This is a genomic window from Streptomyces sp. BHT-5-2 (genome assembly GCF_019774615.1).
GTDB lineage: Bacteria > Actinomycetota > Actinomycetes > Streptomycetales > Streptomycetaceae > Streptomyces.
Genome location: NZ_CP081496.1, coordinates 3,249,727 through 3,272,784, shown reverse-complemented (window position 1 = coordinate 3,272,784; position 23,058 = coordinate 3,249,727). Strand labels below are relative to the sequence as shown.

20 protein-coding genes and 1 pseudogene are annotated in these 23,058 nt (G+C 67.6%); 8 read left to right on the top strand and 13 right to left on the bottom strand.

Features of this window, described 5'->3' with window-relative positions:
• Positions 1 to 193: 193 nt before the first annotated feature.
• The 7 genes from K2224_RS14580 (at position 194) to K2224_RS14550 (ending at position 6,311) form a co-directional block, all read left to right on the top strand.
• Positions 194 to 2,452, top strand: coding sequence for a polymorphic toxin-type HINT domain-containing protein (locus K2224_RS14580; protein WP_313904798.1), 2,259 nt, complete (start codon positions 194 to 196; stop codon positions 2,450 to 2,452).
• Between the two features lie 11 nt (positions 2,453 to 2,463).
• Complete coding sequence (locus K2224_RS14575) at positions 2,464 to 2,868, top strand: hypothetical protein (protein WP_221906962.1); 405 nt, start codon at positions 2,464 to 2,466, stop codon at positions 2,866 to 2,868.
• Between the two features lie 154 nt (positions 2,869 to 3,022).
• Positions 3,023 to 3,822 (top strand): IS5 family transposase gene (locus tag K2224_RS14570; RefSeq protein WP_221909706.1). Its coding sequence is split into 2 segments (ribosomal slippage): positions 3,023 to 3,362 and positions 3,362 to 3,822, totalling 801 coding nucleotides; the frame shifts between segments, so codons are not numbered across the junction.
• A gap of 207 nt (positions 3,823 to 4,029) precedes the next feature.
• Positions 4,030 to 4,338, top strand: coding sequence for a hypothetical protein (locus K2224_RS14565; protein WP_221906961.1), 309 nt, complete (start codon positions 4,030 to 4,032; stop codon positions 4,336 to 4,338).
• 181 nt (positions 4,339 to 4,519) lie between these two features.
• A complete protein-coding gene (locus tag K2224_RS14560; protein ID WP_221906960.1) occupies positions 4,520 to 5,047 on the top strand; it encodes an SMI1/KNR4 family protein in 528 nt (175 codons plus the stop codon).
• Between the two features lie 150 nt (positions 5,048 to 5,197).
• Positions 5,198 to 6,004 carry a hypothetical protein gene (locus K2224_RS14555; RefSeq protein ID WP_260692633.1) on the top strand — a complete coding sequence of 269 codons (807 nt, stop codon included), beginning with the start codon at positions 5,198 to 5,200 and terminating at the stop codon, positions 6,002 to 6,004.
• Between the two features lie 28 nt (positions 6,005 to 6,032).
• Positions 6,033 to 6,311 (top strand): hypothetical protein, encoded by a 279-nt coding sequence (locus K2224_RS14550; RefSeq protein WP_221906958.1) that lies wholly within the window; start codon positions 6,033 to 6,035, stop codon positions 6,309 to 6,311.
• A 367-nt stretch (positions 6,312 to 6,678) separates the two neighbouring features.
• Here K2224_RS14550 and K2224_RS14545 read toward each other — a convergent pair whose 3' ends face one another.
• The 13 genes and pseudogenes from K2224_RS14545 to K2224_RS14480 form a co-directional block, all read right to left on the bottom strand.
• A complete protein-coding gene (locus K2224_RS14545; protein WP_221906957.1) occupies positions 6,679 to 7,551 on the bottom strand; it encodes a TniQ family protein in 873 nt (290 codons plus the stop codon).
• Complete coding sequence (locus K2224_RS14540; RefSeq protein WP_260692632.1) at positions 7,541 to 8,614, bottom strand: ATP-binding protein; 1,074 nt, start codon at positions 8,612 to 8,614, stop codon at positions 7,541 to 7,543. The genes K2224_RS14545 and K2224_RS14540 overlap by 11 nt, the downstream gene beginning before the upstream one ends.
• The gene (locus K2224_RS14535) at positions 8,608 to 10,683 is read right to left on the bottom strand and encodes a Mu transposase C-terminal domain-containing protein (RefSeq protein WP_260692631.1); all 2,076 of its coding nucleotides are present in this window, start codon (positions 10,681 to 10,683) and stop codon (positions 8,608 to 8,610) included. Before K2224_RS14535 ends, K2224_RS14540 begins: the two co-directional genes overlap by 7 nt.
• On the bottom strand, positions 10,676 to 11,404 hold the full coding sequence (locus K2224_RS14530; RefSeq protein WP_260693457.1) for a TnsA-like heteromeric transposase endonuclease subunit: 729 nt from the start codon (positions 11,402 to 11,404) through the stop codon (positions 10,676 to 10,678). Before K2224_RS14530 ends, K2224_RS14535 begins: the two co-directional genes overlap by 8 nt.
• A gap of 273 nt (positions 11,405 to 11,677) precedes the next feature.
• Positions 11,678 to 12,469, bottom strand: a pseudogene (locus K2224_RS14520) (NlpC/P60 family protein).
• Positions 12,470 to 12,648: 179 nt separating this feature from the next.
• A complete protein-coding gene (locus tag K2224_RS14515; protein ID WP_221906955.1) occupies positions 12,649 to 13,218 on the bottom strand; it encodes a hypothetical protein in 570 nt (189 codons plus the stop codon).
• Complete coding sequence (locus tag K2224_RS14510) at positions 13,209 to 15,137, bottom strand: hypothetical protein (RefSeq protein ID WP_221906954.1); 1,929 nt, start codon at positions 15,135 to 15,137, stop codon at positions 13,209 to 13,211. The genes K2224_RS14515 and K2224_RS14510 overlap by 10 nt, the downstream gene beginning before the upstream one ends.
• Positions 15,134 to 17,668, bottom strand: a complete 2,535-nt coding sequence (locus tag K2224_RS14505) for an ATP-binding protein (RefSeq protein ID WP_221906953.1) — start codon at positions 17,666 to 17,668, stop codon at positions 15,134 to 15,136. Before K2224_RS14505 ends, K2224_RS14510 begins: the two co-directional genes overlap by 4 nt.
• The gene (locus K2224_RS14500; protein WP_221906952.1) at positions 17,668 to 18,285 is read right to left on the bottom strand and encodes a hypothetical protein; all 618 of its coding nucleotides are present in this window, start codon (positions 18,283 to 18,285) and stop codon (positions 17,668 to 17,670) included. Before K2224_RS14500 ends, K2224_RS14505 begins: the two co-directional genes overlap by 1 nt.
• Positions 18,286 to 18,296: 11 nt before the next feature.
• On the bottom strand, positions 18,297 to 18,614 hold the full coding sequence (locus tag K2224_RS14495) for a hypothetical protein (protein ID WP_221906951.1): 318 nt from the start codon (positions 18,612 to 18,614) through the stop codon (positions 18,297 to 18,299).
• A complete protein-coding gene (locus K2224_RS14490; protein WP_221906950.1) occupies positions 18,611 to 19,651 on the bottom strand; it encodes a conjugal transfer protein in 1,041 nt (346 codons plus the stop codon). The genes K2224_RS14495 and K2224_RS14490 overlap by 4 nt, the downstream gene beginning before the upstream one ends.
• Before the next feature lie 154 nt (positions 19,652 to 19,805).
• On the bottom strand, positions 19,806 to 20,087 hold the full coding sequence (locus K2224_RS14485) for a hypothetical protein (RefSeq protein ID WP_221906949.1): 282 nt from the start codon (positions 20,085 to 20,087) through the stop codon (positions 19,806 to 19,808).
• A gap of 110 nt (positions 20,088 to 20,197) precedes the next feature.
• Positions 20,198 to 21,055, bottom strand: coding sequence for a hypothetical protein (locus K2224_RS14480; protein ID WP_221906948.1), 858 nt, complete (start codon positions 21,053 to 21,055; stop codon positions 20,198 to 20,200).
• 1,286 nt (positions 21,056 to 22,341) lie between these two features.
• Here K2224_RS14480 and K2224_RS14475 point away from each other — a divergent pair.
• Complete coding sequence (locus tag K2224_RS14475) at positions 22,342 to 22,815, top strand: FHA domain-containing protein (protein ID WP_221906947.1); 474 nt, start codon at positions 22,342 to 22,344, stop codon at positions 22,813 to 22,815.
• Positions 22,816 to 23,058 lie beyond the last annotated feature (243 nt).

Genomic DNA, 23,058 nt, shown 5'->3' with positions numbered 1-23,058 from the left:
CGACAAACACGCGAAGGCTGCCGCCGCGGCTGCAGCAGAGGCCGACAAGGCCAAGCAGACCGCAGAAAAGGTGTACGAGGTCGCCCGGGAAACCGAAAAGGAAGACCTCGCCACCCGCACCTCCGCCGCCATCGAACGCGCCAAGTCCAACACGACACAGACCGCCGCTCTCACCCATTCCGTTGCGGCCAACATGGCCGAGGCACGGTCCCTGGACACCACGGCGGCTTCGCTGGCCACCGAGGCGTCCAAGCCCGACGCCGACGCCAAGACAATTGCCCCCAAGGGGCGCCAGTTGGCCATGCAGGCGATGAAGCTGCGCGGTCCCTGGATGCAGGAAGCTGCCGCCCGCGCCCTGGGCGGTACGGACGATGACGTCCTGGACTACCTGCGTACCGGCTGGAAGAAGGCAGAGCAGGACGAGACTCGAGAACAGGTCCGTCAACTCAGTACCCAAAGCCCCTTCGCGCGCGTGCGCACCGGCGCGGCCGATGCGCTCAAGGGCACCGATGCGCAGATCCGCGACTTCTACACCACGGGCCAGTACAAGGTGGGCGCCGACGACTACAGCGTCCGCGTCTCCCAGATCAACCACGACGGCGGGCCCGGTGTAAAGGAGGCGTCCAAGGCCGCCCTCGCCGACGGCAGCGGCAAGGCACTGGTCGCGTTCCTCAACAGCGGCCAGTACGTGGCACGCAACTCCGACGAGTCAGTCATCGCCTCGCAACTGGTCAATGACCGTGGCCCCGAGGTCAAGGCCGCAGCCAAGATCGCACTTGCGGGACCCGCCGACCAACTGCACAACTTCGTCCAGGTCGGCCAGTACATGGCCGACCGCAAGGACAAGCTCGCCGACACCCACATCGCGCGCGTCCAGGTGCTACTCGCCCAGACCGCCCGCGTCGCGGCCAAGGCCCAGCAGAACAAGTGGATCGCAGCCGAAGCCGCCGCCAAGGCCAAGAAGGCATCCACCGAGGCCGACCAGGCGGCGACCGAGGCCAAGAACAACGCCAAACTCGCGGAACAGTACAAGGCCGATGCCGACAAGGCAGCCACCAGCGCCGAAAAGAGCGCTGCCGAGGCAGCCAAGTCCGCCACCACCGCACGCAACGCCGCCGACACCGCCGACCGCGACGCCGCAGCAGCCGAAGAGTCCGCAGCCCAAGCAGAGTTCTCAGCCAACTACGCCCGCAACTCGGCCGAGTTCGCTAACGACGCCGCCGACGAAGCACGTGAATCCGCGCACGCCGCTGGAAAGAGCGCCAAGGAAGCCGACACTCTCGCCAAGCAGGCATGGGAGGGGGTCCGGAAGAAGCGCGAGGCCGAGGAAGCCGAGGCACGCCGTAAGGCCGAGGAGGCCCGCAAGCAACAGGAAAAGCAAAAGGCGAAGAAGCAGTGCTACTTCAATCCCTTCAGCGACCGAGGTGACGTCGCCTGTATCAGCGGTGGCCTCGCCAACGGCGGCGTCGACCTCATCATGGTCGAAATCGCCCCCAGAGTGACCGCAATCGCCTTGGCGGTCACTGGCGTAGATGAAGTCATCGATGCATGCGTCGAGGACCCATCGGCAGGAAAATGCCTCCTCGCCATCACCATGAACATCCTCCCTACCGGGAGGTTCAAGGCAGCAAAGAAGGGCCTCGATACTGTCGAGGAAATCTCGAAGGGGACTCGAATAGGTAAACTAAAAAAGTGCTTCAAGTGCTTCCTCGCCGGCACTCAGGTGCTCATGGGTGATAACTCGACCAAGAATATTGAGTCGGTAAAGGTTGGGGATTCGGTGATAGCCACCGATCCGTTCAGTGGCGAGACCGGTCGGCGCACCGTAACCGACCTCATCGTCACAGAACATGACAAGGACTTCGACGACCTCACAATCGTCACCCCCAGCGGTGATCAACATCTCACGGCTACAAACGAGCACCCCTTCTGGTCTCCCTCCCAGAAAGCATGGGTCGAGGCAGCCTACCTTCGCCCGGGCATGACGCTCAGGACCGTCGACGGAAGCACGGTCAGCATCAAGAACAACCGTCCCTTCACCAATAACGCCAGGACGTACAACCTCACTGTTGCAGGTATGCACACGTACTATGTACTGGCGGGCAAGAAGCCAGTGCTTGTCCACAACAGTGGTGACTGTGGTGGTCCCGGGCTGTCCATCATTGAGGGGCAGTTCGGGAAGAAGTGGGGAAAGCATGCTCAGGACTACGGTCTCAACCCCGGTGATACTTCTGCCCGTGTGTGGTTCCGTGACAAAATCGCAGACGTTCGCGCTTCGTATAACGAGGTGCGGCGAGGCGCATGGAACCCGGCGAGCGGCGGCGGAGATGATTACTTCTTCTACCGTAAAGGAAAAGATCTCCTAGTGACGAAGGGGGGCGGTACGTTCGTCACTATGTTCCCCATGGATAAGCCAAACGGCTGGTTCGAGAAAGCCACTCCCTATTCATGAGGGTGTAGAAAATGACCGAAAGAAACGTTTCTAACCTTCGGGCCGGACAGCGGGTGCGGGCTGCGGTTGGCATCAAGTATCTCGCGGATGAGGCCGACGATGTCACATCGGTCGAGGCTGTGGAATTCCTGCCAGACGCAGGTCCTTCCATTCTCCTGTCTTGCGGTACGGACTGGACTCTGCAGATCTCCGAAGGCCGATGGCCGGTGCTGCCCGCCTGGTGCTGGCCCGCCGAGTCGTGGGCTTTCGAGAAGCTAGATCAGATCGGAAGCCCTGGGCTCGACAGAATCATCTCAACCTCGGATATTCGCAATTCCGTGGGTGAGATCTGCGGCATCCTCCTGGAGTTCCCCGCAGCGTGGGTAACCGTTAGATCAGGTGAAGCGCTGACGTGGAGTATCTCCCGCAAGGAGTGACGACAACGTCTGAAGCCCCGCCAGTCATCTGGTGGGGCTTCAGCGTGGAGTGTGAGGGGCGTGTCCCCTGTGGCGGTGTAGCCGCGGGAGTTCAACGGCGCCCTTAGACGTCATCTCATTTGGCTGTTTCGGTAGACTGCTGGTTGTGGTGGGGATTGTTGAGCGGCTGGTGCCGGATGAGTTGTGGGAGTTGTTCCAGCGGGTGGTGCCGGAGGCGCCGATGCGCCCTCAAGGTGGCGGGCGGCGTCGGCACGGAGACCGCGAGGTGCTGGCCGCGATCGTGTTCGTGGCGACGTCCGGCTGTACCTGGCAGCAGTTGCCGTCGGTGTCCTTCGGGCCGTCGGGGGCGACGGCCCATCGGCGGTTTGCCGAGTGGAGCAGGGCCCGGGTGTGGGCGAAGCTGCACCGCCTGGTCCTGGACGAGCTCGGCTCCCGTGGGGAGTTGGACTGGTCGCGGTGTGCGATCGACTCGGTGAACATGAGGGCGTTGAAAAGGGGGACCTGACGGGTCCGAATCCTGTGGACTGGGGCAAGTACGGCTCGAAGATCCACTTGATCACGGAGCGGACCGGTCTGCCCCTGTCCGTCGGGATCTCGGGGGCGAACCTGCACGACAGCCAGGCGCTCGAGCCCCTGGTGTGGGGTATCCCGCCCATCCGCTCGCGCCGCGGCCCCCGGCGTCGACGGCCCGGAAAGCTGCATGCCGACAAGGGCTACGACTACGACCACCTGCGGCGATGGTTACGCGGCCGCGGCATCACCCACCGCATCGCCCGCAGAGGAATCGAGAGTTCCACCCGCCTGGGACGCCACCGCTGGACCATCGAGCGGACCATGTCGTGGCTGGCCGGCTGCCGCCGACTCCACCGCCGCTACGAGCGCAAGGCCGACCACTTCCTTGCCTTCGCCAGCATCGCCTGCACCCTCATCTGCTACCGCAGACTCGCCAAATGAGATGATGTCTAATGCTGCAACCGCATCTGGCGTGACGGATGGTGTTGGTTCTCGTTGGTGTGACTGTGTGCTGATGAGCTGACGGTTGAGCAGGTCGAGTCGTGGTCGGAGGGGATAGCCGGGCTGCATGCCCGCTTCGCCCACCGTTTCGGCAGGTCCGAGCCGCGTGAGCGGGCACTGGACTACCTTCACGGGCTGATTGCTCCTGTGGAGAGGAAGAACGGCTGGACGTTGTCCGAGCAGGTTGGGCAGCTCCGCCCGGACGGTGTCCAACGCCTGCTCAACCACTCCGACTGGGACGAGAACGCCGTCCGCGACGACATCGAAAAGATGCTGCCAGGGGATGTAGAAAGTCGCCTAGAACTCTTCGGTCTTCTTTCTGACGTCGGGAAGAGATGGTCCTACGTGAGGCATCCCGAAGGGACGGAAGCAGGGAAACTTCGTATCGTCCTGGTCAGTGATGAATCGCATTTCGAAGACCTGAAGTCGACCTTCGAAAACCTCCTCGGCTCCTGAGGCGCGGAGAGGCCAGACCTGCAAATCTGAAACCTCATCGGGCATCCTTGGGATCTAGTCTCGATCTTGCATGAGGGGGCCGTCAGCAAGCTGACGGCCCCCTCCGCTCGTTGAGGTATTTGACCCCGAACCCGACACGGGCAGATCGAAGACTTCGCAAGGCAGATTGATAGGGGATACGGTGGCTATTTCTGGAGAGAGACTAAGTAACTGGATCGAGGAAGTGACGGAACGATCCTCAGAGTTGATGCGGACTTTTGAGGACTGTTTCGGACGCGAACCGGGAGAGAATTTCTTGGTTAGAGCCAGTTCGGAGCGTGAGACTGGAGTGATCCAAGGTCTGTCTACCCTTGGAGCCCCTGACGCCCTGTGCGACTTCTATGCGCAGATCGAAATGGTCTCGCTGCCTGATGTAGGAAATGGGCTTTTCGTGCATCCGGCGGAGGATCTGCTGGATGACGCGGAAGCAGGCCAGCCTACAAGAGTGGTTGGGGCCATCAATGACGGCATCATCGTGTTCGCCTCCGACGGCGGAGGCGGATTGTTCGCCATCAGTCGATCAAATGGAAAGGTCTATCGCCTGGAGGGCGGATCTCTTGTCGGCACCGTCCATGATGTTGACGACTCGGGATGCACTGAGATGGCGCACAACTTTTCGGGCTTCTTGGAATATGTGCGACAGGAGTTTCTTCAGGCCGTTCCACGGTAAAGGAAGTAGGCTCCGGGAAGTATCCTGACCTGACCGAGGTGGCCCTGACCGAGAATCCTTGGTCAGGGCCACAGGCGTATTGCGCCCAGCCTTCCCGCATCAGAGTCAGGCCGGTTCCAGATGGCCATCCTCGGCAGCGCCATGGTAGCGATGAGGGACTACCTGGCCAGGCCGAGCGCGGTCAGCACCCAGGCCGCGGAAGTACTCTGCGTAAACAACGTCCGCTGCCACGTCGCCGACGGCACGACCGGCTTCGCCGAACGCGCCCCCTACGACCGCATGGTCGCCTGGTGCACCCCACCGCTGCTACCGAATGCGTGGACAGACCAAGTCGCCGACGGTGGCCTCATCGTCGCCCCGCTGCCGATCGCCAACGTGCCCAACATGACCCTCGTCGCCAAAGTCCGGGTCAACGCCGGCGCCCCGAGCGTCGAGGCCGTCTTCACCGGTGGCTATATCGAGGCGACGGCCTCACCCAGAGGCGATCTCGACCTGCCGGGCCGATGGGTGGACTGGGAGAACCGCGTTCCGGCACCCTCCTGGATCTCCCTCTCGTGGCGGGCGGACGACGACCGGCTGCACACCGGCGCCCGCACTGCCTTGGACCGGCTCCTGCACGCCGCTCACACCGAGCCCTACGACGGCACAGAGGTCGACTGGCCGAGCTGGCGAACCTTCGCCGCCGCCCTCAGCTCCCCTGGGCTCACCATGGCCGGACTCCGCCCGGACCTGTGGGCAATCGGCCACACCACCCCCGACACGGCCGCCGTCATCCAGCAGGACGGAACGATCCTCGCCGACAGCCCCAACTCCCCGTCCCTGGCCGCCCTGCGCGACTGGCTCACCGCCTGGGAAGAGGCCGGACGCCCAGCCTCCGAGACCTACACCCCGAACCTGGTCCGCGCGGACGACAACAGGCAGGGCCCGGCCGGCTGGCACCTTCGGCTGTCCCAGTAGCCGTTCACCGACACGAAGGAGATTCCCTATGTTGCACGGCATCGGCACCGAGGTGCAGGTCATCGCCCCCTGCCCCGCCTACGGCATGTACGGCGTGATCATCGGATACGGCGATGGCGCTGACTACCAGGTCGACATGGACGCTGTGGAGCGCAACTGCTTCGACCACGCCGAGTGCATCGCCGGATGGAACGGCAGCAGCCTGCGCCGGGTCAGCGGCGGCGATGGCCACGACGACGTGCTGCCCGCACCGGTCGACCCGGGCGCGACGATCCCGCTCACGGACGAGGTCGGCCTGGCGGCCTGAGGAAAGACCTGGGGCCCGGTGCCTTCGGCGGTGAGCCATAGGCGAGACTGGACGGGCCCGGCGGCCGGGTCCTGCGTCCGGCCGATGCTGCCGCCGCCGGGCACCTCACCGTCACGGCAGAAGTCTTGTAGGTTCTCGTTTAATCTGTCGGGCGCCGGTCGCTCGACCTGGGCTTATGTCCCGGTGTCTCAGCGGTTTGTCGGCGGTTCTGTCTCGTCGATCTGTCGAAATCCTCAGACAGATCGGGCATCTTGCTGGCCCGGACAGATTGGTGAGACGCTTGTCCTGTCGCAGTGAGCCTGTCAGATGGCGAGTCTCTGACCTGCTGGGGTGCCAGATCGTTTGAGATCACAGGATTCCCGCGTTCTCAGCCGATGTGGCTTTCGCGGAAGTCCCGTTCGCGATAGAGGCAGAAGCGCCGGTAGAGAGGGTCCTGGGTTCCGAGGGTGGTGTAGATCCGGGCGAATCGTCGGCTCAGCTCGGCAGTCGTGGCCAGATAGAGCTCTTTGGGGACGATGGTGTTCGTCGGCGGGTCGAGGACCAGGGTGGCCAGCACCACGATCTCGGGGAAGGCCGCGAGGCGGTGGCGGTCCTCCGCTGGAATCATCTTGCTGGCGGAGTGCGCTTCGATGCGGTCGAGGCGATCGGTCCACTCTCGCCTGAGATCGATCGGCATGCCGGAAGCGGACCACTCGTCGACGATCTTGCAGCCGACATCGAGGGCTTGCCTCATCTTTCGGTGGCGGCGGGCGAAGCGGTCGAGTCGCCGTTGGGCGTGAAGGACTTCCGGCAGGTGCGCGAGCGGGATGTCATGCGTGGAACGGGTCCAGAGCCGATGCCTCAGGCAGACGTGCTGGTGGGCGGGCGAGAGCGTGATCACCACGGAAGCCGATGGACTGCGGCTGGCCGTGCAGCAGCGGCAGGGACGGCCGATCACCCGGTCGGAGTGAGACCCCGAGGCGTCGGGGTTGAGGAAGTCGGCGAGCGCGGGCAGGGCCCTGGCGAGCCTGGCCGCTGGGCGTCCGGAGAGCGTCGCCAAACGCTCCACTGAGTGGGATGTCCAGCCGGTTGTGGTGTTGCTGAGCGGGGAGAACTCCGGCGGCAGGGGACCCAGGAGCCGGGCGAGGGGGCCTGCGGGTCGGTTGTTCGCGACGGCCAGGCGGTGGAGATAGGAGCCGAGGGTCTCGTTGTGGATGGGGCCGGGCGAGACGGGCAGCTGCCGGAGCTGGTCAGGCCGCATCGGCGTCGGGCCTCTTGCGGCGGGGCCGTCGTGCTCGGCGGCGTTCACCGTGTGAGCTCTCGGCGGCCTGGTCCACCTCGATGGTGTCAAGGGTCTTGCGGGTGATGACTTCGCTGCCGTTGAGGATGGCTTCGAGGGCGGCTCCGCGGACCAGTTGGGAGAGGCTGCCGATCGCACCGTCAGTACGTTCGTGGAGATAGCCGTCGAGTTTGACCAGGCTGCCGGGCTTGTGCCGGTGCAGCCGCAGCGCGTCTTCGAGCGAGGCGATCAGGCTCCGCCAGTTCTGCCGCTGTGCGCTGGTGCCATAGGCGAACGGTTGGGTGTCGGTGACGGTGTAGCGGCCGGCGATCTGCTGTCCCCGGACCCCGTTGAACAGGCCGCTCGCGGCGACATCGATGCCGGCCAGTACGAAGGTGGCGGGGATGCGCTCGGACAGGTATTTGAGCTGGTCGGAAGCTTCGGCCCCGGCCTGAGTCGCGAGGTTGAGGTTGTGGATCTCGTCGACAAGCGCGAGCTCGACCCGCATTTTGATCAACAGGTCGCAGACGGCGTTGGTAATGGACTTCTGGGTTTCTTGGCGGACGACCGGGAGCCCCAGAAACCGTGCGAACTCGATGGCGAGCATCTTCGGGGTGGCCCGGGGCGGGACGGTGACGTAGACAACCGGCATGCGTCCCGCGGCGGCCGGGCCAAGACGTTTGCGGACCAGGAGCTCATGGTTGCGGCCGAGCTGGGCGATGGCGGTGGTCTTGCCGGTCCCGGCCTGGCCGGTGACGATCAGTCCGCGGCGGCCGGAGATCTGGTGCCGGTTGAGCAGGACGAGGCGCCGTCCGGTGGTGAACACGTTGCGGATGGTGGGGGTGGCCACGATCACCAGCCGGGAGTGGTAATCCAGCCGCGGCTCGTTGTAAGCGAGGCGGTTCTCCTCACTCAGGGCCCTGAAGGCCCGAAGCGAGAGCATCTGCGGGCATGCTGGGATGGCGTCGACGAACCGGTGCCAGCCATCTTTGGTGGTCAGCGGATTGTGTTCGTCGTCGAGGGTGTCGGCGGGGGGTGTCACCACAGCGGTTTGCCTTCCTCTTCCAAGGGGTTGAAGACGCCGAACGGTGTGACCGGCACCTCCTCGTCCTCGACCTCGCGATCCCCTGCATCGGCGGCTGCGGCAGGCGGAAGTGCGGGCCGTGAGGGCGCTTCGAGGGCGGCCCGGGTGCGGGCCAGGACCTGCTTGGACCTGGCAGGCGGCTTCCCGGACCGGTGCAGAAGTTTCGCCAGGACCTGGGCAATGGCGGTCTCGCTGGTGTCGTCGTGGCCCTGGTCGGCGAGAAGCTGGCGCGCGTGACGCCAGGTGAAGTCGGCGAACGGGGCCCGAACCATGGGCAGATGCGTCCAGGGCGCCTCGATCCACCGGCGGCTGTCGCTTCGCCGTACCCAGACACGGGAGACGTCGTAGGGGTCGTAGTGCACCTCCCAGAGGTCGTCCTTGGCCGTCAGGCCGGACGGCTGTCGTCGCAGGCGGTTGAGTTCGGGGCTGTCGTAGGTGCGGTAGTTGACCTTGATGCCGTAGTCGTTGATAGCCCTCCAGACCGCGGGCAGGAGCTCGATGTAGTCCTCTGCCGACAACGCGACGGGCAGATAGCCGGCGCGGGCAACGGCGATCGCGTACGACTCGTTCGGGGACAGCGTCCGTCCCGACATGTAGGGGTTGCGCAGGCCCTCGTGGGGACGCTGCTGCCAGCAGATGATCCACTCATCGAGTAGGTCCTGGAGCTGGGCGAGGGTCCAGACCGCTTCGGATGCCGGGTCGCTGCCGCGGCGGGTGACGTCCGAGCCGGTGTAACCCGCGACGTACTGGCAGAAGAGCGAGTTGATCGACGCGAAGGTCCTCTCCACGATCGCCTTGTCCGTCGGGGTTCGGGGGCGGGCGAGCTGAAGCGAGATCCCCAGCAACGAGCAGGCGGAGGAGAACGTGTCGGAGACGAACACCTTGCCGTGGTCAATCACGATGGTGTCCGGGACAATGACCGGCTTGGCCGCGGCCTGCTCCAGCCGCGTATCGATGGCCATCAGCCGCTCGTGCGGCAGGATCGAGTCCGCCATGGCCAATGTATGGCTCCAGCCCGGCCTCATCGGTTCTGGAACCAGCATCCTGGCCAGCAGCACTGCGGCGTCGACGCCTTTCGTGCCCGCGGGTCTCAGCAGGGCCGCGCAGATCGTGCGCGTGGTGACATCGACCGCAATTGTCAATTCCGGTCGGGCGATGACGCCGTCGTCCAGCACCGCCATCACGTCCAGGCGGGTGGAATCGATCTGCACGATCTCTCCGGGCCGGGCGGCCATCGACGGCGTGAAGGGGCCCATGGGCCGAAGAGCCTTCTGACGGCGGACCGTTGCCGATCCGAAGGCTTCGTTGTTCTTGGCGAGGCTGTTCACGAGCCGGTAGAAGGTCGCCCGCTTCGGCAGAAGTTTCACCGCCTCCTCGCCGTGTCTCGCGTCGAGGATCTGCTCGGCCTGCATCATCAGGCGCTTGCGGTCGCCGGTCGACAGCTCCGTCTGTCCATCCAGGGCTTCGGTGACAGCTGCCACGACACGTTCGTCCACTCGGCCGGTGCCGGGGACCGGCGCCGGCGGCTTCCGGGACCGGCCGTCCACCAGACCCCACAATCCCTCGGCCTCGTAGCGCTGCCGCATCCGCAGAAACGTCCGCTGGCTGAGCTGCTGTCCACCGGCCGCCAACTCAGCGACCTTCGCGGCCTCGCGCTCCATCAGCGTCCGCCAGGCCGGGTCGTACTCCGGCCGAGGAGAGGCGCCCTCCGGCGCATCCGGCGGCAACCCGGTGAGCACCTCCACGACATGCCGTTCCCAGAACCGGGCCTGCTCGACGACCGGCGGGGGCAAGGCGTCCACCAGCGCGAACGGCGGCAAGGTCGCCGCCGGGACAGCGTCCGACCCTCGGTCCAGCACCTCGAAGTCCGCGGCCGCCATCACATATCCCGCGGCCATGACGCTGGTGTCCCCGTCGTCGCTGAGCAGCCGAAGAGCCGTGCCCTCCAGCCCGATGACCTGGTGGGTCCTGCCCTCGAACCGGACCCGATCCCCGACCCGCAACACCCCTCGCGGAGCCAGCTCACCCACGGCTCACCTCCGCGCAACCGATCACAGAGCCATCCCCCAGCGGAACCGTCAGATCGGCCCGTAGCTCACCGCACCACAGCAGGTGGAAGAGCGTGGGCAGCACCGCCAGCAGATCCCCCACATCCCTGGCGCCGTCCATCAGCAGCCGCGGATCTCGGAAGACATCCGTGAGCCGAGCCACGACCTCGCCGACCCGGTTGCGCGGGTGCCGATAGCCCGACAGCCAGCGGACGTTGGCCATCTCCACCGGCTCGGGTTCGTGTACCAGCGCATACGACCAGCAACCCATGGCCTGACACATCGCCTCAGTCGCCGAGAACTTCACCGCGTCCTCCGGACCTACCCGGTCCTCCGGCCGGACATCGACCACCAGACCCGACCCGTCCTCCAGCCGTGCGAAGTAGTCCGGCGTATGCGAGATCCGACGCGTCGCCCCCGGCCAGGTCACCCGGAACGGCTGCGAAGCCAGCCCCACCACCCGCCGGTCATGGTCGAGCAACATGGCCCGGTCCCGCTCCAGCCACGACTCGAACCCGACCAGCGACTCCGTCGTCGCCGCCCAGTACCTGCCCGTGAAGTGCCGCTGCCCGCGATACGACGCGAACTGTCGTACCGGAAGTACAGACTCGAACGGGACCCGAGATGCTGCCTCCAGCACGGACTTCCTCGGCCCACCGCCCTCCCCGTCAGCCCACTCGACATCGACCAGATCCAGGTCCATCGCCACCCCCGGCTCCGCTTACCTGCCGAAAGCGACGGTGACAGGTACAGCGAGAACGAGACCAGAGAAGTGAGATCAAACCCCACGAACGAGGCAAACGTCGCCGCTCAGCACGCGACGCAGTGAGAATCCGCCAGCGCGAACGAGAACGACTGAGAATCCGACAGCTTCGATGCGACAGGACAACGCTTGACCTGCGACGTCTCCGGGATGCGGCGTCTCGGCGACAGAACGCTGAGACAACGACATTTCTGATGAGAACCTACAAGTCTCCTACGCGACGCGCCGGATGTCCCAGGCGTAGTTCTCCCAGTATCCGGCCAGGCTGATGATTTCCACGGATTTTCCTGGTCGGGGGGCGTCGACCATGCGGTTTCCGCCGGCGTAGATGCCGACGTGTCCCCACCCGTCTTTGTCGAAGATGATGAGGTCGCCCGGTTGCATTTGGTCGCGCGATATGGGAGCTCAGACATGGCGCTGTTCCTGAGAGGTGCGTGGCAGGACGACTCTGTGGCTGGTGCCTTGATACACCGCGTATGACGTGAGGCCGGAGCAGTCGAATCCTCCGCCGGTGGTGCCGTTGATGGTGCCGCCGCCCCATACGTAGGGGACGCCGAGCTGGGTGAGGGCGGCTTTGACGATCGGGTTGGAGGCCCCGTCGGTGTCTGTGTTGCCGGTGCCGGTGGGCTGTGCCGCGGCGTACGACTTGGCTTGGGCGAGGACTTTGTTCACGTACCAGTCGGCGTGGTTGTAGGAGTAGATCGCCTTGTAGAGGCCGTCGCTGGTGCCGGTCTTGGCGCCGTTGGCGCACAGCATCCGCGCCGCGGCATACACCGCATCGGTCGGGTCCCAAGGGGTGGGAGGGTTGGCGCCGCCGGGCGGGACTGGGTACGCGTACCCGGTGAACGTGGAGGGAAGGAACTGCATCGGCCCGACCGCGCCCGCTTCTGAGCGCATTGTGGGGTGGCGGGCATGGTCGGTCTCGACCTTGCCGATTGCGGCGAGCACCGACCAGTCCAGTCCGCGGCAGGCGGCGGGTGCCGCCTGCCGGTAGAGGGCCAGCATGTCCGGGGGTATGTCGCCCACCTGCCCGCCTCGGGCCGAGAGCTGTGACCCGGCCGCGCCCTGCTCCTCCGGGTGGCCGGCGGCGCCGTTGGCGACAGCGGCGATGAACAGCACCAACACGCCGATCAGCGCGAACGCTGCTGTGCCAAGGCCGACGCCGGTAGCGATGGCGGGCTTCTTCACGAACGCCTCCCGGGCCGCGGGGGCCGGGACGGCGGGGGCTGGCGGCGCGGCGGAGCGGGCGGAGTGATGGGCCGGTTGGCAGCGGCGGCGCGGGTGCGGATGCGGTGCAGGCGCTGCTGCAGACTCGCCTGCTGGCTGGAGGCCGGCGGGGTCAGCGGCCGCTGCGGCACCATCTGCGACCGGCGGCTGCGCCGCGGCGCAGCAGCGGTGGGCGCCGAGCTGAGCGGCCGGTTCGGCGCGCGTCGCGCCGCCGGGGAGAGGGGGCCGGTGGTTCGGCGGGATGAGCGGCCCGAGGGGCGGGAGGGCAGCGGCGGCAGGCCGCGGCGTGCACGGACGCGGTTGCTGATCCAGCGGCCGCCGATGCCACGCCAGTACTCGTCGGCGAAGTCCCGCACCTGCGGCTCATACACATTCCGGGCAGTGTCGAGGCGGTCTTTGAGCTGGGCGGCCGCGGTGGTGACCTGGCCGGGCACGGCCTGCACGGCGGCCACCGTGCGCCGTGCGGCCCGCGGCCCGTAGACGGGCAGCCCCACCGTGCTCTTCAGCCCGATGCGGCCTACCCGCATGCCGGTTCGGGCTCCGGCCCGCATGGTTCTCTCGGCGCCCCGCGCGAGACTCCCGGCGCCCTTGGCCAGGCGCCCGGTGAGCGCGCGGGCACTGCCGGCCCGGCGCCCAGGCCGCCGCCGACCGCCCCGGCAGTGCCGCCGGTGGCGGCCATCAGGCCGAGCATCAGTGCGGCTCCGCCGATCTTGCCCAGGGTGCCGCGCCGACCGCCACCGGCGCCGAGGTCGGAGGGGGCGGCCGCGCCGCCGAGCTTGGATGCCCCGATGCGCGCCTTGAGCCGGGCGGCCATCTGGTGCGACTTGCGGACCAGGCGCTTTCGGAAGATCAATGCACCGACACACAGGATGTCGACGGTGACGAAGCGAACGACGATGCCGCCGGGAACGTCGCGCGGGGCGGCGGAGACCACGGCGGTGACCGCGACGACGAACACCCCGAGCCCCACCACGAGTCCGACGAGCAGCGCCAGGCCCCGGGCGATCGCGGCACCCCGCGACCACAGCCATGCCCGTCCGGGCCCTGGCAGAGTGCCGGCGATCAGCGCGCAGCGCAGCAGCATCGCCTCGGCTGCGAGCCATGCCTGGGCGGCCAGGTAGCTGCCGGCGAGCCCGATGATCAGCACGCAGACCAGCAGGGCGGCCAGGAGCATGAAGAAGGCTCCCGCGAGCTTGTCCACGGACGCCTTCTTGGCCTCCTTGGCGTCGCCGGTGACGCAGAGCTTCTCGAACTTCTCGTCGGGCTTGGTCCCGAAGGTGTCCACGCCCCACTGCGCCGCCTTGTCCTTGACGAAGTCCTCGATCTTTCCGCCGGGCCCGGGCAGGAGGATGTCCCCAGCGCCCGGCATGTCCCTGATGGTCTTGGTCTGCTCGGCGACCTGCTGGTTGACGAAGGCCGTCTCGATCCGGGAGGACGTGAAACGCGACGCGCACTTGTCCTTGGTGTCGTCGGTGAACGTCTGACCGTAGGTGAGCACCTGAGAGGGCTGCACCACGAACGCGTTGACGAGTTCGTCGGTGATCGGTGTCGTGATGCCGGCAACTGTGTCGGCCGCCGAACGTCCGGTGGGGTCCTTGTCGCCCATGACGATGGCGGCCACGGCCACTCCCAAGTCGCGTGCCTTGCCCACCGCGCCGTCGGGGCCGAGCAGCATCTGGGGCGGCGAGGCGAGGCTGGTGACGGCGAGCGCGGAGATCAGCAGGGACGCCGTGAGCTCGCCCCAGCCGCGGGAGCGGTCACCGAAGAAGAAGTGCCACGCCGCGACGGTGCCGCTGAAGGCGAGGAACAGGCCGGGCAGGCCGAGCTGGAGCAGAACGCTGTTGTAGAGGGAGTCCGATACCGCGAGGGCCGGCTTGAGGAGCAGCGAGGCCAGCTTGAAGCCGAGGGCCCACAGGAGCAGCCAACAGGCAAAGGCGATCAGCCACTTGGTGCACATGAACAGCAGGCTGGTCAGCCACTCTTCGACCTTCAGGTCCCAGTCGGACCACTCGCCGCTCTCGGAGTCGACCTTGAACGCGGAGACCGGGATGCCGTGCTCATCGGTGATATGGAAGGAGTCGAGCAAGTCGTCCTTGCCGATGCCCAGCCGGTGCAGCTTCTGGCGCAGACTCTCCTTCTGCTCCCGCAGCGCCTTCCGCGACGCTGCCTTACCCTCAGCCGTCTGCGAGTACCGCAGTCCGCCGGCCGACGGCGCACCCGAACCGCTCGGTGCGCCCGGCGTCGGCGTCTTACCGGAATCCGCGGAGTTGGACGGGGTGGGCTGCTGCGCACTGGCCGACGCGAACGGGGCGGGGGAGGGGGCGGCAGCCGCGTGCGCGGCCACGGCCGTGGTGAGAACGGCCGCGGCGCACAGCGCCAGCAGCAGCTGCCAGGCTCCCCGCCGCCCTATCCATGCCGTGTGCCCGGCCAGGCGCAGCCACCTCATGCCGACATCGCCGGGTCGGAGTGAATATTGGCCTCTGCCTCGGGGTCGGCGGGGATGACGACCTGCATCCCGCCGATCCGCCCGTACAGATCCCGGTGCAGGCACTCGCCGGCACGCTGCGCGCGGAGCTCGTCGTCCACGTCGATGGGGGACAGGCCAGTGGTGACCAGCTCCACCAGGTCCTCGTCGGTCGGGTCGAGGTCGAGGAAGGCCAGGCCGCGCTTGGCGAGGGTGACATCGGTCTGCCGGAAGAGGAACTTGCGGGGGAAGAGTCCGCGGATGACCTGCCCAGTGGCTGATGCCTCCGGGCCAATGTCCTCGCCGTCGTGCGACCCGGCCAGGACCCCGGCCTTGTGCTTGCGGCCGTCGCGGACGAGCTCCAGGAGCAGGGCCATGCCCTCGGGGGAGGAGGTCAGCCACCAGCACTCGTCCCACACCGCTACGCAGAACTCATGGGGGTTGGCGAAGCAGATTTCCCGGCACAGCGCCGCGATGAGATACAGCGCCGCCCGGCCGAAAGTCTTCTCGTACTCCAGCGTCGACAGCCGGTCAGCACTGAGTTCGTTTTCCTTGGGCAGGGCCAGGTTGGCGGTGGCGAAGACGATCGCGTCCGCCTTCGAGGAGTCCACCACCGGCAGCGTGGGGTCGAAGATGGTGCGGGCCAGGTCCTTGCGGGCCACCGCGGCCAGCTTGCGCGCCACGGCGTTCGAGGTCGCATCGCGCTTGCCGGGTGCCTGCAGTTCGCCCACCAGCGCTGCCATGGACGGCGCTGGCCCGGCCAGGGTTGCCTCGATCGCCTCCGACAGCGCGATGCCCTGGTCGCTCATGGGGCCGATGCCCAGCAGCAGCGTCAGGAACGACTCGGTGCGGCGCTGGGCCTGGCCGGCGTCGCGGATGGTGCGCAGCGGGTCGAGGGAGACCTGGGCTTGGTCATCGATGGTGATGACCTGGGTGGTGCCAGGGCACGCCTTGGCGAACCGCAGCCACTCCTGCTGCGGGGTGCGGTCGACGATGACCGCCCGGCCGCGGCTTCCCGGCTGCCCCGTCTGTCGGCCGGCGGCGAGGATGTCGTACACGGCGGATTTCATCGCGACGCTCTTGCCGCCGCCGAGCTCACCGACGAACGCGGCAGACGCGGACGCGGACTTCTGCGGGCCCAGGGACCAGTCGGTGAGCACGGGCCGGGTGCCGCCGCCGGCCAACTGCAGCCCGTACAGCGGCCCCTTGGCATCCCCCAGCGCCGATCCGGCGAAGGCGCCGGCCATCGCGAAGTCCCTCGCGAGCAGCACCTGGGCGTAGGACAGCATCACCTTCGGCGTGCGGGCGCCCGGCAGCATCCCGTAGAACAGCCGCTCCTGCTCCCCGACGGGGCGGATGAAGGTGTAGTCGTGCTTTCCGAAGTGGGTCTTCAGATCGGCGGCGCGGGCCTCAGCTTCGGCCGGGGTGGTACCCCACACGCACAGCGTGCCCATGGCTTGGACCTCGACCTCCGATTTCGAGCGGGTCACCGCACTGCGGAAGTCCTCCATGTCTTCGGCGGCCTGATGCACATGCGACGGCACACCGGAGACCTCCCCCTCGTACTCGCCGGGCTGGTTCGCCAGCTCATTGGCCTCCCGACGCGCCTTGGCCTCGGCGACAGCACCCGGGGTGACCTTGAGCCGCATCACCCAGTCCACCGGAAACCCGAAATCGTCCAGGCTTGCGAGGTATTCGCTGCCAGGAAAGATGAACCGCTCGGGCATCTCGGCCAGCGACAGGAACGTCTGGTAGGACTCGCCCCACTCCGTGGAGACTTGCAGCCAGCGCCGCCCGAACCGGCTCTTGCCCGCCTCGTCTTCTTCCCGTCCGGCCTCGGCGGGATTGCTGCCCTCCGCAAGGATGACCTCGCCCAGAGCCGCAGCTCCGCGGCCGCGGCTCCGTCCGGTGCTCTGCTCTGCTTCGGGCAGCAAAGGCTCCAGCACTCCCCGCCGGGCGCTGTGCCCGTAGATCCACAAGATTTCCGCCTCGCTCGCGGGCCGCAGCGCGATCGTCGAGGGCCACGTTCCGGCAAGCGCACGCGCCTGCTTCAGCCGGCGCTCCTCTTCGCGTGCGCTGACCGGTGCGGGCAGCAGGCCCAGCTGCAGCGCCATTTCAGCGCGGGCCGCATCGAACGCCATGCCGGCCGCCCGCTTCTTGCCGCCGGCGGGCAGCGGGACGGCCAACCAGTCCGCGCGGCTGGTGAGCTCCATGCGCTCCAGCTGGTCCCACACCCGCGTCGCCAACTGCGCGTAGCGCTCGCACGCAGCCAGGTCGACGCCGTCGGTCATCTTGCGCACCACCGAGGCCGGGTCGACCTGCGGACACAACGACAGCAGCATCGCCTCGCCCTGCAGCTGCTTGACCAGAGATTCCAGGGCGCGCAGGCGACGTTCCTTGACGGTGCGAGAGGACTGCGCATGTCCGCTGCCCTCCACCCGCCACAGCGCCCAGCACGTACCGTGCTTGGTCCAGATGACGTTGCCGGCTACGTGCCGGACGGGGATCCGCATCACTGCCCCCGCTCGTTCGAGTTCGTGGTGGCGGCCGGGCCGGCGGCGCGGGCGGCAAGCAGCGCACCCACGCCCGACGCAACCCGCACCACCGGCGTGTCGGCATCCGGCTGGCCGACGGCTGACGCGATCTTCGGGGCACCGGTTGCGGGAACGGTGCGTACCGGCTTGGTGAGAGTGGGGACGACCTCCGGTCGAGCGTTCGCGCTGCCCGTCCCGATCGCCGGCTGCCATGTCAGCGTGCACAGCCCCACCGCGGCACCGCGCCGGGGACGCCGCACACGGCGTCCACCCAACCGGCCGGAGTTCCCGCTCACGGCCAGCCCAAGTGCACTGGCGGCGACGGAGAGGGGGTTGCGGCCATCGACGTGGATCCGGCCGACGACGAGCGCCAGGGCATAGGGCACACCGAGCAACGGCAAGAGGTCCAGCACGCCGTGATGTGCCCACACCCCCCGGGTCACCAGCAGCGCTGCGATCGCGGCCAGGGCGACGAAGATCTGCGGCCACGTGTAGGGCCCGCCCCAGATCCGGCCGCCACCGGGCCAGTTGCCCACCACGTTCTGGTGCCGACGTGCCCTGGTGTAGCAGCGGCCGATCAGCGGCTCAGGCTGCACAACGGGGGTGCTCATCGCCGGCCGCCGTCGAGCGGGTCGATGCGGTCGACGATGCGGACGGCTGCCGGGGCCGCGTTGCCGGAGGGGTTCTTGATATCCTCGCCGACCTTGTCCCGCAGCGCGGTCATGTTGACGACGATCGCCATGACCACCGCCCCGCCGATCGCGGCAACTGCGGCTTTCATCACGCTCTTGGTCTGGCCCCACACCAGAGCGATCGAGACGACATACATCAGCCCCAGCACGCCCACGAGGAAGAAGTCCTTGAGCTGGGTGACGAGGCTGTTGGCGTCGGAGATGGCCCCGGCCATCTGCATGAGCCCGTTCATGAGCCCTGTCCTTTCTGAGGATGTGAAGAGCGGTCGGACGTCGCCAGGGCCGGCGCGGCTTCCAGCGCGGCGATCTCCCAACGGCCGCCGCGGGCGCGCAGCTCGATCGCGTACGTCATCGGCCAACCGTTCGCGTTCCGCCCGTCGCCCTCGACGTCGACCAGGAGCCGCCGCTGCACCCCATCCGGCGGGGTTTGAGCTTCCGCTCCTTGGGCCGGCCCGTGGCCGTGGTCGGCGATCTGCGTGAGCGTCACCGCCGTGTACGGCGCCGGCCGCACGGGATGCAGCGTGATGCCGGGGGAGAGGTAGCGCTCGACGTCGCCCTGTCCCGTCAGATACGCGGCAAGAAAGCCCTGGATCGTCTGCACCGCCGGGTCGGATGCCAATGGCGCGTGCCCCGACCCGTACGACAACTCCGGGGCCTTGGCAGCATCTCCGGTCGGGGCTGCCACCTCGGCGGGCAGCGCGGCCGCCACCCACCCCGACGCCGTGCCCCTCGTGCCGGCTGTGGAACGGACCGGTACCTGGAAGTAGTGGAGCTGGCCCGCGTCGTCCTTCGACGATCCAGAGATCCGGGCGGCCACGGTCACTGACCAGTAGCCGGCCGTGACCTGCCGTACCTGTACGGCGGATGCCGACTCCGCGCGCTCCGCCCCGCCCTGAGACGGCCAGGTCATGGACCGGGCAGCGGGGTAGAACGCCGCGAGCTCCTGCACGGCCGCATCCCCCTGCCCGGCCTTCACATAGGCCGCGACGTACAGCTCGGCAAAGCCCGCCGGAGCCACCGCATCCGATGACGCCGGCTGTGCCCGCGACGCCTCGGCCTGCGCGGGCGCGGTCACCGGTGTCGTAGCAGAGGCCAGGGCCCAGCCGCCCAGCAGCGGACCGGTCAGCAGCAGGCCCCAGGCGCTCCACCGCACCACGGCCGTCCAGTTCGCCATGGCGCCCGTCGACAACGACGTGGTGGCCCACCCGGTGTCCAGCTGGGCGGGCTGCTCCACCGGCGGCGCTTGCTCTTCCTTGCGGGGCCACTTCATGACCGCGGCCCCTTACCGAGCAGATGCCCCCAGGTACCCGTCGGGTCCAGAACCCAGATGTACCGACCGTCGCGGCGAGCGGCCGCCAACTGGTCCCTGACTGCTGCCTTCAGGGCCTGGCTCTTTCCGTAGCCCACAGGTCCGAACGTCGCCTTCACGCCGTCACCTCGCCCTGAACGGCCTTGGCACGGGTCAGCTCGGCGATCCGCTCGCGCAGCCGCGCCGGCGGAAGCGCCAGCACCTCCCGCACCAGCACCTGCGCCTCATCGGCGTCCCGCTCCACGTACGACCGCAGCTGCGCGTAGGTGTCGGCCGAGAACGGCTCCGTCACCAACGCGACCGCCAACTGCGTCGCTCGTCGGCGGATCGCCACCAGCCGCAACTCCTCCTCCTTCGGCTCCACCGCTTCTCCCTCATGTCCCAGCCCCTCGCTCACGACGGCTCCCTCCGCTGCGTTCGGTGCGCGGAATCCCCCGCACACACAGAGAAGGGAGCCGGATCGGCCCTGATGTGACACCGGCGCCCGAAAAACTTCCGACGGCTTCCTCACGCCGCCTCCGCCCACTGCGGCGCCGCCTGCCGCAGCCGCGACACCGCCCGGCTACGCCGACGCCGCAGCGCCACCGGGCTCACCCCCCACGCCGACGCCGCCGCGGCATCCTGCGGTGCGCCCTCGCGGTAGTGGTCGCAGATCCCGGACGCCGCCTCCGTGGTGAGCACTTCGCGCTCCAGTGCCCAGACCAGGAGCGCGACCATCTCGCCGCGAACCCCCGCCAACTCCTCCACCGCACCCACTGCTGCCCGAAGGCCGGCCTCCTCAGCGGCCCGCGCCAACAGCACCGGCGCGACAGCCTCCGCAGGCTCGACACCCCCCGGAAGCGCCGCCACCCACGCCTCATCCAGATGCTCAGAAGGCGCCAGCTCCCGCTTGAGCTCACGCGAAACCCGGTGCCACAACTCCATGCGCAGACCCGACGCGACCTTCCGCGACCGCCGCGCAATCGGGTAGGTGCGCACCACCTCCCACAGGGAAGCGATCACCACCTGCGCCACGTCCTCGCTGCTCTCGCCGCTGCGCACACAGTCGCACAGCATGCGGCAGGCGAGCGGGAGCATCGCCTGGACCAGTACGCGGGCGGCCAGTTCGGCATCCCGTCCGTCGCTGGCACTCACTCGGTACAGCAGGACACCCATCCAGGCGTCGCTGAACTCCGGTCCGTCCCGCTCAGAGCGTTTCCGCAGAAGAGCGCACAGCTCACCCAGCTCGGCGGGGGGCAGGTCCTCGTCCAGCACACCGGCATCGAGCATCCAAGACCGCACCCGATCTGAGGTGCCACGGTCAGCGCACAGCCACTCCCACTCGGCATTCAGACGTGTGACCAACGTCGGCTGTACGGCATCCACGGCAGGCTCCTTCCGGATCGACTGCCGTGAACTCTGCTCAGCACCCCTTACCAAACTGCTTGCCCCAAAACGACAAAGGAGCAGGTCAATTGGGGTATCCAGCGGGGTAACCGGCGGGGTATCCGCACTGTCCCAGCGGGTATCCCTTGTGCGGGCGACCTCCCGCAGGTCACCCAGCGACTCGTCAGGCGGTGTTGTGATCGGCGTCGGGACCGAGCGCAGCGGAGCTCGTCGCCTGCTGCTAGCTCTTGGACCTTGCTGTCGACGGCCGTGCCGAAGGGCGAACTGGGCGGGTGCAGTGGGAGGGGAGCGGGCCCGCTATTTCGTCGCGCAGGTGAGGCTCGCGGAAACGGGACGCTTTGGCCACTGCACCGCGTGGGCCATTGCCGAACGGAAGCAGTCCGAACTGGTACCACCGTAGGTGCCACCGTGCGTACCAACGTACGTTCCGCCGTGCATTCCACCGTAAGTGCCACCGTGCGTACCAGGCACTCCCGGAGCACAGGTGAATCCATGCAGGTCAGGGCATGGGGGTATGCGGTCCGTGCCGCTGACACCTCTTCCTCAGGAGGAGGAAGAGGACTTTTCTCTCCGTTCGGGCCCCGTCGCGTCGGGCGGTGTGTGGACCGGTAGGCATCGGGTCAGCTCCTGGTACCTCACGGCATGTTGTCTGCTGCCCGGCAGCCGTTGCCGGCACCGGCACGATGCTGCGCATCACCCTTCAGCGGATACCGGCGGCGACGAGGGTCATGTCTGGGTGCCCGAGCGGCGATGAATGATGGCGTCTGGTGTCAGTTGGCCCGCGCGTGTTCGAGGAGTTGATCCACGTCTTCGACTCCGGCGTGTTTCTTGAATGCGGGTGCCAGGTCACGGACGAGCGCGGCACATCGCGGTGCTCCGATCTTGTTGGCCAGGGTGAGCGACTCCGTTGCGGCAGCTGCCGCCTGGTCGGGTTCGCCGGCCTTGAGATAGCTGCTCGCCTTGTGGAAACCGTCGGCAGGCCGAGATCGGTTACACCCTCGCCCCGGCCCTGCACGGCCAGGGATACGCCACAGCCTTCGGGCCGCCGTATGCCTGCCACCATCGTTTTTCGGAACGCGCTTCTTCGCCTGCTGCATGCCGAAATCGGAGCACCGGTCGCCCGGGACCGGTTCCGAAGCGCTTCGGCGCGCGCCGGTGAGAGAGCTGTGATGGGTTACCGAACCATGCTCGGGACCGGTCCTGAAACGGGCGCCATACGGTGGCGGCCAGAAGGACGGTGCAGGTTCGGACCAAGGGGGGTGGGTGTGCAGATCCGGGAATTCGTTCCACAAGTACTGCCGGCAACGATGCCGACGCTCTCGGGCTGCCTGCCCAAGGCTCCGCCGGGGACCATCGTCGTGAAGTCCCCGCAGAGCGGATTAGCCGTCCCGCCGCGGAAGTTCACCCTGCACTTCGGGCGCGCCGCGGACGACGCCCATGTACCCATCGGCGCAGACGACCCGTATGTGACCCGACTGCACGGGGTCTTCACGTGCGACGGGCAGCAGTGGTGGCTACGGAACGAGGGCCGATGCCCGATCCAACTGCCGGGCACTGACGCCCTGCTTCGCGGCCATGAACGGGCGATGTCCCCCGGCTACTCGGCGCTGCTCATCGAGCCCTGCAATCGCAGGTCCCATCTGCTGGAGGTGCATATCGTCGGATACCCGGCCGTCGTCGACGACGGCGACTCAGAGGGAACCGCGGCCACGGACGACGTATACGACCTGAGTGCGTGACGCTGTCGGGGATCTTGGAAATCCCCAGGTCGGGAGACCGGTCACCTCGGCGTCGGGCCTCGGCGGCGTTCGGACATTCTCCCTGATCAGCGATCTGCCGAGGCGTCCTTGCCGTACTCCGGCCTGCCACGACCCTGCTCTGTAGCCGTTCGGCGAACGCCACGTTGGTGACTGGTGGGGCGTGCAGTGCTGGAGGTGGGAAAGTCATCGCGAAGTCGGCATTCCTCCTTCCGGTGCCAGTTC

Coding starts and splice junctions, on each gene's coding strand:
- K2224_RS14580 (WP_313904798.1), top strand. CDS start 194: ATGGCCGAGGCACGGTCCCTGGACACCACGGCGGCTTCGCTGGCCACC.
- K2224_RS14575 (WP_221906962.1), top strand. CDS start 2,464: ATGACCGAAAGAAACGTTTCTAACCTTCGGGCCGGACAGCGGGTGCGG.
- K2224_RS14555 (WP_260692633.1), top strand. CDS start 5,198: ATGAGGGACTACCTGGCCAGGCCGAGCGCGGTCAGCACCCAGGCCGCG.
- K2224_RS14550 (WP_221906958.1), top strand. CDS start 6,033: ATGTTGCACGGCATCGGCACCGAGGTGCAGGTCATCGCCCCCTGCCCC.
- K2224_RS14545 (WP_221906957.1), bottom strand. CDS start 7,551: ATGCGGCCTGACCAGCTCCGGCAGCTGCCCGTCTCGCCCGGCCCCATC.
- K2224_RS14530 (WP_260693457.1), bottom strand. CDS start 11,404: ATGGACCTGGATCTGGTCGATGTCGAGTGGGCTGACGGGGAGGGCGGT.
- K2224_RS14515 (WP_221906955.1), bottom strand. CDS start 13,218: ATGCGGGTAGGCCGCATCGGGCTGAAGAGCACGGTGGGGCTGCCCGTC.
- K2224_RS14510 (WP_221906954.1), bottom strand. CDS start 15,137: ATGAGGTGGCTGCGCCTGGCCGGGCACACGGCATGGATAGGGCGGCGG.
- K2224_RS14505 (WP_221906953.1), bottom strand. CDS start 17,668: ATGCGGATCCCCGTCCGGCACGTAGCCGGCAACGTCATCTGGACCAAG.
- K2224_RS14495 (WP_221906951.1), bottom strand. CDS start 18,614: ATGAACGGGCTCATGCAGATGGCCGGGGCCATCTCCGACGCCAACAGC.
- K2224_RS14490 (WP_221906950.1), bottom strand. CDS start 19,651: ATGAAGTGGCCCCGCAAGGAAGAGCAAGCGCCGCCGGTGGAGCAGCCC.